The 9,005-nt window shown below is 60.0% G+C and carries 10 protein-coding genes; 1 reads left to right on the top strand and 9 read right to left on the bottom strand.

Annotated features, from left to right (window positions below):
- Window positions 1-481: 481 nt before the first annotated feature.
- The 9 genes from AAFN47_RS12545 to AAFN47_RS12505 form a co-directional block, all read right to left on the bottom strand.
- Complete coding sequence (locus tag AAFN47_RS12545; protein WP_499809574.1) at window positions 482-1,177, bottom strand: proteasome protein; 696 nt, start codon at window positions 1,175-1,177, stop codon at window positions 482-484.
- A 134-nt stretch (window positions 1,178-1,311) separates the two neighbouring features.
- The gene (locus tag AAFN47_RS12540) at window positions 1,312-2,001 is read right to left on the bottom strand and encodes a L,D-transpeptidase (protein ID WP_499809573.1); all 690 of its coding nucleotides are present in this window, start codon (window positions 1,999-2,001) and stop codon (window positions 1,312-1,314) included.
- Between the two features lie 63 nt (window positions 2,002-2,064).
- Entirely contained in the window at window positions 2,065-2,421 is a 357-nt protein-coding gene (locus AAFN47_RS12535) for a hypothetical protein (protein ID WP_499809572.1), read from the bottom strand.
- Window positions 2,422-2,471: 50 nt separating this feature from the next.
- A complete protein-coding gene (locus AAFN47_RS12530; protein ID WP_499809571.1) occupies window positions 2,472-3,629 on the bottom strand; it encodes an adenosylhomocysteinase in 1,158 nt (385 codons plus the stop codon).
- Between the two features lie 31 nt (window positions 3,630-3,660).
- On the bottom strand, window positions 3,661-4,092 hold the full coding sequence (locus AAFN47_RS12525) for a cytidine deaminase (RefSeq protein ID WP_499809570.1): 432 nt from the start codon (window positions 4,090-4,092) through the stop codon (window positions 3,661-3,663).
- Window positions 4,093-4,105: 13 nt separating this feature from the next.
- Window positions 4,106-5,188: an ABC transporter ATP-binding protein gene (locus AAFN47_RS12520; RefSeq protein WP_499809569.1), complete on the bottom strand. Its 1,083-nt coding sequence runs from the start codon at window positions 5,186-5,188 to the stop codon at window positions 4,106-4,108.
- Entirely contained in the window at window positions 5,185-5,994 is an 810-nt protein-coding gene (locus AAFN47_RS12515) for an ABC transporter permease (protein ID WP_499809568.1), read from the bottom strand. The genes AAFN47_RS12520 and AAFN47_RS12515 overlap by 4 nt, the downstream gene beginning before the upstream one ends.
- Window positions 5,994-6,851, bottom strand: a complete 858-nt coding sequence (locus AAFN47_RS12510) for an ABC transporter permease (RefSeq protein ID WP_499809567.1) — start codon at window positions 6,849-6,851, stop codon at window positions 5,994-5,996. Before AAFN47_RS12510 ends, AAFN47_RS12515 begins: the two co-directional genes overlap by 1 nt.
- Window positions 6,848-7,873 carry an extracellular solute-binding protein gene (locus AAFN47_RS12505; RefSeq protein ID WP_499809566.1) on the bottom strand — a complete coding sequence of 342 codons (1,026 nt, stop codon included), beginning with the start codon at window positions 7,871-7,873 and terminating at the stop codon, window positions 6,848-6,850. Before AAFN47_RS12505 ends, AAFN47_RS12510 begins: the two co-directional genes overlap by 4 nt.
- Window positions 7,874-7,986: 113 nt before the next feature.
- Between AAFN47_RS12505 and AAFN47_RS12500 the strand changes: the two genes are divergently transcribed.
- The gene (locus AAFN47_RS12500; protein ID WP_499809565.1) at window positions 7,987-8,997 is read left to right on the top strand and encodes a LacI family DNA-binding transcriptional regulator; all 1,011 of its coding nucleotides are present in this window, start codon (window positions 7,987-7,989) and stop codon (window positions 8,995-8,997) included.
- Window positions 8,998-9,005 lie beyond the last annotated feature (8 nt).

Raw genomic sequence — 9,005 nt, 5'->3', positions numbered from 1 at the left:
TTACACGCCGGCGAAGGTCACTGGAAAGTGCATGGGTCATCGAATCATCTCCTCGACCCAAAGAATCACACCGCCGGCACAATTGGAAGCATCCCTGATTCACTCAAAGCACACGATGCTCTAGTGCTTGCGGGTCTTGCGCTTGATACCCCTGACCAGCTTGTCAGCGGTGTCCTTGGATGTTCCGGATGTCTTGTTCATCTTAGCTCCATATTGGCTTCGATGAACCAGAAATCCTCCGTTGCTCAAAACCCTAAATCTGTCCGGAGGGCGCTGACGTCAGACAGACCACTTTCAAAGGTAGCAGAAACTTCCTGCCGACGCTTACATGACGGAAACTTTTGTTGCCGCGGAATTTGGGTGCTTCTTGTTCGCCCCGTCTGGACCAGGTGTTTAAGCGCGAGGGCGCATTTCGAGGCGGTCCAGGAGTCAGCGATACACCGGAGCGGGATAATGCAACTGATCGACTTCAAGGCTGTCCTCAATCGAAAATGTCGGCGATGACGGCCTGTTCCGCTTCCTCCCATCGACGCACAACGTCGCCTACCTGTTCAATTTCTTCGTCGCTGAGGTGGTGGGCGCCTTCCTCGTTGATGCGACACAGGCTGAATGGCTCGCCAACGCTGGCCGAAGACAGGTCGAGCGCCTGCAGTACGCGCAAGACCGCCGCGCAGCCGAATCGCAGTGACCTCTCGGTCAAGTGGAAATGGGACAGCAACGAGCCCGCCTGTTGCGCCATGGGCGCTCCGCTGCCGATTGCATGGAACCCTATATCGGCGTAGTGCCCGATCATTCCCGAGGGCGTTATCTCAAGGATCCATGGCTCGCCGTCCCGCCAACCGGCGGCCATGACATAGGCCGACGGCGTTCCGCCGCCTTCGTCGCCAGGCACGTCGGGGATGAACGTGTCGTAGTGATGTTCAAGTATCGGCAGCACCTGCGCCTGTAGCGCCCGACCGATGTCTGGCGCTTCCAGTATCGCAGCGCTGTTTTCATTGAATTTGCGCTCTACATCCGCAAGCACAGATCGTGCGCCGCTTCCGCCCCATGCCGCCAGTTCACCCAGGGGGTGAAGTTTCTCGGCAGGATATGTCATGCCGCGCCCCTTGTCCGTGATCTGGGAGTCCGAGCCAAGCACCACTCCATCTCGGCACACGGTGGCAAGCACAACAGTCATGTACCTATCCTCTCAGGTCGCGTTTCCTGGGCATGCCGCTCGCGCATCATGTACTGGGCACGACGCGATGAGCGTAAGACAGTAAACCCCGCTTCACTTTGAATGGTTCCACATCCCGGCCACCGACCAGCCGTTCACGCAAACGCGTCGGGCATCTGCGACGGCCGCACCACGACCCGTGCGCCATCGGTCACCCGGTTGTAGAGGTCGATGACGTCCTGGTTCAGCATCCTGATACAGCCTGAAGACACAGCCTTGCCGATGGAATGGGCCTCCGGGTTTCCGTGTATGCGATAGAGCGTGTCCTGCCCGTTCTCGAACAGATAGAGCGCCCGGGCGCCCAGCGGGTTGTCGAGACCGGGAGCCATGCCGCCATTGGCGACCGAATACGGTTCCAGCTCGGGTTGCCTGGCGACCATGTCGTCCGGCGCTTTCCAACGAGGCCACTGGCGCTTGTATTGAACGACGGCGCCCCCCGACCAGGAAAACCCCTGGCGCCCTACACCAACGCCGTAGCGCATGGCTGTGCCCCCCTCTTCCACAAGATGCAGATAGAAAGCATTGGGATCGACGACGATTGTTCCGACCCGTTCGGCCGGAAATGGATTTTGAACCTGCTGTCGCCAAAAGCGCTGTGGCACCACGTCCGGCGGCACTGCCGGTATCGGATAGGGTTCGGTCGGCACGGCGGCGTAGAATGAAGGCATGACAGCGGGTTGCTGCGCGACCGCGACCGCTGAACCGTTGGATCGATAACCTGTGCTCGTACAGCCGGAGAGCGCGGCGACGGCGGCCACGCCCAGAAAGGAGCGACGTTTCATCATTGTGTATTTGTTTCCTGAAACCTGAATATTCCGGCCGCGGGATGCGGTCCGGGCGACAATCGATCAGGAGCGAAAACGGGGCGGGTGGAATATGCCTTCGAGCATGAGACCTTCGAGGGAAGCATCTGCGAGCGGACCGCAAAGTCTTGCGGCCCCGGATATCGGGCGCACGACCGAACGATCCTCGGTCAGAATGGTTCCGGCGCAGAGGCTGTTGCCGCCGCTACCCTGCAGGCACCGCTTGAAAGGCGCCTGCGCCGGGGGCGATCCGTCGGAACCACCCACAAAGGCGGTCGCCTGTGTTGCAGACAGATCTGCTGCGACGTCCGCCTGCGCGCTGGCGTGCGCGGACTTCGCCATTCCGAGACTGAACGGAGCAAGAACAAGCAGACTGACAAGGAGAACGCGAAGCAACACCATAGGTCTTTACCTACATCGAAATGCGGCGATTTCCAGTCACAAAGGCTTGTTCAGGCTGCTGCGCGATAATTCAGATCCAGATACGATCTCGCCACCATCTCGTCGATGAAGCGCGGAACCGGCACGACGCAGGATTCCGCCCCAACCTTGCCGCGCGCCACGGCTTCAAGGCACCGCGCCTGGAGCGCAAAGCCCAGATCCATCGATTCGATAGAATTGCCCAGCGGCCGCGGCCCCGCCAGATTGAACATGTGCCCTTCGGATATCAGGTGGATCGTGCGTCCATCTTCAAGACGCAGGGTTTCGACGCCGTCCTCGTAGGCCGTACGTTCCGTCACCGCGTTGCTTCCGGCTATGGCCGAGGCATCGATTTCGACTGGAAAGTGCCCGGCGTTGGCCAGAATCGCGCCGTCCTTGAGATGTGGCAAATCGGCCTCGCCAATCACCCGGCCGTTGCCGGTCACTGTCACGATAAGATCAGCGCTCACTATCGCGCGCTCGCGCGACGGCGTATCGTAACCGTCGAGATGCGCCTGCAGGCGCTTGACCGGATCCGCTTCTACGACACTGACCTTGGCGTTGGCTGCGCGGAAATTCCGTGCGACGCCGCGACCGCATGCTCCGTAGCCAAACACCGTCACACGCTGACCGTTGGTGACGCGATTGGTGATCCTGAGATAGGACTCCAGAACGCTCTGGCCGACGGCGTGCTCGTTTTCGGCGAACTGCTTGATCGGACTGTCGTTGATGACAAGAATCGGCATGGCCAGTTCTTCACGCAAGGGTTCAAGCCGCATCCGGCCGGACGTCGTTTCCTCTGTACCTCCCTTGAGGTTTGCGTAGGGGTTCTTCAGGAAACGGTCGAACAGATCACCACCATTATCCAGGATGAGATCGGGTTTCTCCTCGATCACCATGTCGAGATATGTCCTGTGTTCGGCCGGGTCACGGGTCGGCTGGCCGATGACGGTCACCCCGCGCGCGCTCAGATAGTCCATGGCCGCCGGCTGCGTGGTGTTGAGATTGCCGGTGGACACCAACCTCGCGCCGCCGTCCTGCAGCGTCAGGATCAGCGCAACCGTCTTCGGCTCCAGATGGATTCCTGTGCCAATGATCATGCCGGCGAACGGTTGTTCAACGCGAAACTCTTCCGAAATCGAGGCAAGCAGGCGGCAGTTCCGCCGCACCCAGTCTATGCGGTTTCTCATTATTGTTTCCTTTTCTGCATGCATTTCCGGGTCAATAATTCCGCGGATCGATATTCTTGGTCTCCGGACCGTAGGGGCGTGGATAGATCTCTCCGAATTCCACCAGTTCCACCTCGCCGTCCGTCGGTGCGCTGACGACCGTCACGGTGGGGTCGGCGCAGGCGAACTCCCAGATCGCCTGTCGGCATTCCGCGCACGGAATCCCGGAATAGGGTCCGACGACGGCGACGGCGCGCAATTGCCGCTGGCCGCTTTCGACCATCTTCAGGATCGCCGTCCGCTCGGCATGAACCGTCTGCTGCAGGGTCACGAATTCGACATTGCATCCGGCGTGAATACCGCCTTCGGCGTCGAGAACCGCCGCGCCGACCGTATGCCCGCTATAGGGCGCATAGGCGTGTTCGCGGCTTTCCGTCGCCGCCGCGATCAGACGCCTCACCTCTTCATCACTTATCCTGGTCATTTCACTCATCCCGTCATGTGTTGTCATTATCGGCCGGCAGCAGCGACGCCTTGTCCAGATCGAGCGCAAGCACGATCGCGTCTCCTGCGGCGAACTCACTGTCTTCCGGCGCCTCTATGACGCCGATATCCCCGGTCGCCGTTTTCACCCGCATCCGCGTGATCGTACCGGCATAGGCGACTGTTTCGACCGTGGCGGGCATGGACAAGATCCGGTCGCCCGGATCGGCAGCGCCGGCAAGAGACACGTGGTCGGAGCGCCAGAGCAGCCTGACAGGACCTCGCTGGTCGTGGCCGCTTATCGCAACTTCCGTGTTCAGTTCCCGCAGCGTCACGCTGTCGCCAGACGCCGTCGCAGAGATCGACAGCGAGTCGCCCAGAAAATCGGCGACAAACAACGTCGCGGGTCGCCGGTATACTTCCCGCGGCTTGCCTTCCTGCTCGACACGACCCTTGTTGAACACCACCACCCTGTCGCTCATCGAGAGTGCTTCCTCCTGATCGTGCGTGACGTAGATAATAGTGATGCCCAGTTCTTCGTGGAGCGTCTTGATTTCAAGCTGCAAGTCGCCGCGCAGCCTGCGATCCAGCGCGCCGAGCGGTTCGTCCATCAGAAGCACATCCGGATTGAAGACGACCGCCCTTGCAATCGCAACCCGCTGTTGCTGACCGCCGGAGAGCTGTTCCGGTTTTCTGTCTCCGAACCCGTCGAGCGCGACCAGAAAAAGGGCGCTGCCGACCGCTTCCCGGCGTTCAGCCTTCGAAACGCCGCGCATGCGCAGCGGAAACTCGATATTCTCGGCGACGCTCATATGCGGAAACAGGGAATAGTTTTGGAAGACCACGCCGATATTGCGGTGTTCGGGCGCAATGCCGGTCATGTTTCGTCCGTCCAGCAGAACGCTGCCGGCATCGGGATCGTCGAATCCTGCAATAAGGTTCAACACCGTCGTCTTGCCCGAACCGGACGGTCCGAGCATGGAAACGAATTCGCCCGGTTCGACGTGCAGATTGAGGTCGTCGAGCACGGTTTGGGAGCCGTAACTTTTGCGAACGCTTTCGAGCTTTATGCTCTTGGCGGAAGAGCCGGCTTTCATCGTCTGACCCTTTCGACAACCATCAGGCTGATCATAAGCAGCAGCGCTGCGGCGAAGAGAATGCTGGAAACAGCCGCCACGGTGGGGTCGACACGCTCGGTAATCTGCGCCCACATGCGCACCGGCGCTGTCTCGTAGGTCGGGCTCGAGAGGAACTTTGCGATCACGACCTCGTCCCACGAACTCACGAAGGCGAACACGGCTCCCGACAGGACGCCGGACGAAATGATCGGCAGTGTTACACGGAAGAATGTGGACACCGGTCCGGCGCCCAGGCTTCGCGCCGCCCGCAGCAGAACCGGATTGACCTGACGCGCCGCCGACATGGTCGTGACCACGACAAGGGGAACTCCGATCATGACATGGGCGGCCACAAGTCCCGACCGGTCGAAAAGCCCCAGCCAGGCGTAAATCTTGTACATGCCGATCCCGACCACAATGGTAGGCACCACGAGCGGCGTGATGATGAGAGCGAGCACGAACTGTTTTCCAGGCCATTGTTTCAAGGCAAGACTGACGCCGGCCGGAACGCCAAGCAGCACGGCGATGATCGTGGACAACAAAGCCACTTCGACACTATGCCAAAGACTCGCCAGCCATTCCGGGCTGTCGAACAGGCGCGCATACCACTTGGCGCTGAAGCCTTTCGGCGGCCAGGAGAGGAACGGCACTTTCGTAAAGCTCATCGGAATGATGATCAGCGATGGCGCAAGCAGAATGATCAGAATCGGCGTCATCAGGAGGGAGGTCACGAGACTGCGATATCCCGACGCCTTCCGGATTTGCGATGTGGATGAAGTCTTCATCAGGCGAAGAAAATCCTGCTGACGGCTCGCCATCCGATGGCAAGAAACAGAAGCACAAAGAAGGTGACGATCGCCGACATCGCTCCGGCGGCTCCCCAGTCGAGCAGACTGGTGACCTGCGCGTCGATCAACACTGCGATCGGCTGGTCTCCGGGTCCACCGAGCAGAACCGGGGTGATGAAATAACCGAGGCTAAGCACGAAAACGAGGACGGTGCCGGCGACAAGGCCGACCCGCGTCGCGGGAAAGAAAACCTCGAGGAATGACCTTACCGGACCGGCGCCGAGACTGCGCGAGGCGCGCAACAGCGTGCCGTCGAACCGCGCCATGCTGACATAGGCTGGAAAGATGCTGAAAGGCAGCAGGATCTGGGCCATGCCAACTGTGACGGCGAAGGACGTTCTGAGCAAACCCACCGGTTGCGAAACGACGCCCGTATTGATCAGGATCCAGTTCACGATCCCCGTATCCCTCAAAATGACCGTCCAGGCGAAGCTGCGCACCAGCAGGCTGGTGCAGAGCGGCAGGAGCGCGCAGAAAACAAGAATGGCGCGCACGCCGGGACTGCTTCTGTACATGACGTAGGCGTAGAAATATCCGAGCGCCGCGCAAACGATCGAGACGAGAACGGCGGTGCGAACTGTGTTGATCGCAAAGATCGCGAAGGTCGGGTCGGTCAGAACCGCGCGAAAATTCGACAGACCGGCGTTTTCGGGTTCCGTGACGCTGTTCGAAATGATCGAGGCTGCGGGAAGCATGAAGAAGACAAGGAGCGCTGCGAGAAGCGGCCAGATGCCGATGCTGTCGGGCAACGGTACTGGCCAGCTTCTCGCTGCGGGGCGAACGGCAGTCGTCACTGGGCGCTTTTCCAGGCCTGATAGCGGGATTCGATCATCTTCGAATTCGCGGCGATCCACTGATCATCGAAAACCGCATAGGGCTTGTCGAGGTGGCTGGAGGGAAGATCAGGCGCCATCTCCGGATTGGGCGATGCGTTGACGTTCGAAGGTCCGAGCGGCAGATCCGCGCTCATGGTCTCGTTGATGGGCTTGCTGACGGCAAACGCGATCAGTTTCATGGCTTCGTCGACATTCTTCGATCCCTTGGGCACGGTCAGATAGGCGGCGGCGAGGATCTGCTCCTCGAAAATGTAGTCCACCGGCATTTCCAGCGCGACCTTGGCGTCATAGGCGCGCGCATTGTAGGTCATGACCATCGCAACTTCACCGGATCCGACCAGTTCCTCGGACTGGGCGCCGCTCTGCCAGAAGACGAGGGACGGCTTTATGGTGTCCAGCTTGGCGATCGCGCGGTCAATGTCCAGCGGATAAAGCGAGTCGGGCTTCACGCCGTCGGCGAGAAGCGCGATTTCGAAGATTCCGCCGACCGAATAGTCCATCACCGCCCGTTTGCCCGGATACTTCTCCAGATCGAAGAAATCGGCCCAGCCTTCGGGCTTTGTCGTCACTTGATCCGTGTTGTAGGCAAGCTGGATCGAATAGATCATGTTCGCGACACGATAGGTAGACGCAAAGCCCGGAATGATCTCGTCCTTCGGCACCACCGAATAGTCGATCGGAACCAGCCATTCTCCATCGGCGTCGGTGCCCCAGGAATTGTCGCCATTGTAGACATCCCAGACGACCCGGCCCGCTTCCACCATGGCGCGGAGCTTGGCGTTGTCGGTCCCGGCGACGGAAACCACCTTGTTTCCGGTCTCTTCCTGCCAGGGGTCGAGCACCCGTGTCTGTACGGTGTCATGGTAGGCGCCGCCGCCGTCGACCCAGACCAGAGTCGTGTCCTCGGCGATTGCCGGCGCCGCCGCAGTACCGACGGCGAGCACGGCGGCGAGTATGCGAATTGTAAATGAAAGAGGCATTTGCGGGTTCCCCATTGCTGTGTTGGATCGATCAAGTCAATCGTATGACTAACCATCTCGCATGTTGAATTCCGTGTCAATACTACGTATGACGAATCACAGAGAGGTGTGTTGTGAAAGCTGGTCCATCGCCAATTACGAGCAATTCCGTCGCGAAAGCTGCAGGTGTTTCACAGTCGACGGTGTCCCTTGTGATGTCCGGAAAATCGGCGGGACGCGTCTCCGACAGCACCAGGGACCATGTCATGGCCGTCGCGGACAGGCTGGGATACCGGCCCAACGCGACTGCGCGGATGCTGCGCACGGGCGTTCTCAACATCCTTGCGCTCGCTGTGCCCAATGTTAAGCAGCCCTTTTTCGGCGAGATCTTCGTCGCCGCCGAAAAGGCCGCCCGACAGGCGGACCACGCGGTGGTGCTGATCGACACGCAAAACGATCCGAAATGGGTTGAGAGGATCATCGACATGGTCCGCGGCCGGATGATCGCCGGATCCATCGTCTACGCCAGCGACAGCGAAGACGAACCGAGACTGGCGGAGATCGCCGACCAGGTGCTGGTCATCGAGGGACAGAATTCTGGCTCGCCGGTCGATATCAACGTCGAAAGCGGCATCGACGCTGTCGTCGAGCACCTTGCAGGCCTTGGACATTCCGGCATTGGATATCTCAGCGCAGCTTACCCAAAGGTGACCTTCAAGCGCCGCTTCGACTATTTTCGGAAAAAGCTCCGCGATCTGGGACTGGAATTCAGGAATGGCTGGCATTCCAGAGCGACGTTCGAGATCGAGGCTTCCACTTCGGGCGCGCAGAAATTGGTGCGCCAACCGGCAATCACCGCGATCGTCTGCGATGACGATCTGCTTGCCGCCGGAGTCTATCGCGCCGCGCGCCAGGCGGGTCGCGCGATACCGGACGACCTCTCTGTCGTCGGGTTCAACGATATCGAGTTTGCACGGGTGCTCAGTCCGGAACTGACGACGCTTGCCATTCCGACGGAAAGGATTGCGCAGGAAGCGGTTCACAAACTTCTGGAAAAACTGGAAGATCCCGCCCGGGTGTCATCCTCCTACGAAGCGGAGCTGACCCTGAAGATTCGGTCCTCGACAGCGCGACCCGGCGAATGAAGCGCATT

It is taken from the genome of Hoeflea sp. CAU 1731 (genome assembly GCF_039888615.1).
Classification (GTDB): Bacteria; Pseudomonadota; Alphaproteobacteria; order Rhizobiales; family Rhizobiaceae; genus Flavimaribacter.
This window is presented reverse-complemented; position numbering and strand designations above follow the sequence as displayed.

Excerpts from the sequence above, each read along its gene's own strand:
- AAFN47_RS12545 (WP_499809574.1), bottom strand. The coding sequence starts at position 1,177 with ATGACTGTTGTGCTTGCCACCGTGTGCCGAGATGGAGTGGTGCTTGGC.
- AAFN47_RS12540 (WP_499809573.1), bottom strand. The coding sequence starts at position 2,001 with ATGATGAAACGTCGCTCCTTTCTGGGCGTGGCCGCCGTCGCCGCGCTC.
- AAFN47_RS12535 (WP_499809572.1), bottom strand. The coding sequence starts at position 2,421 with ATGGTGTTGCTTCGCGTTCTCCTTGTCAGTCTGCTTGTTCTTGCTCCG.
- AAFN47_RS12530 (WP_499809571.1), bottom strand. The coding sequence starts at position 3,629 with ATGAGAAACCGCATAGACTGGGTGCGGCGGAACTGCCGCCTGCTTGCC.
- AAFN47_RS12525 (WP_499809570.1), bottom strand. The coding sequence starts at position 4,092 with ATGACCAGGATAAGTGATGAAGAGGTGAGGCGTCTGATCGCGGCGGCG.
- AAFN47_RS12520 (WP_499809569.1), bottom strand. The coding sequence starts at position 5,188 with ATGAAAGCCGGCTCTTCCGCCAAGAGCATAAAGCTCGAAAGCGTTCGC.
- AAFN47_RS12515 (WP_499809568.1), bottom strand. The coding sequence starts at position 5,994 with ATGAAGACTTCATCCACATCGCAAATCCGGAAGGCGTCGGGATATCGC.
- AAFN47_RS12505 (WP_499809566.1), bottom strand. The coding sequence starts at position 7,873 with ATGCCTCTTTCATTTACAATTCGCATACTCGCCGCCGTGCTCGCCGTC.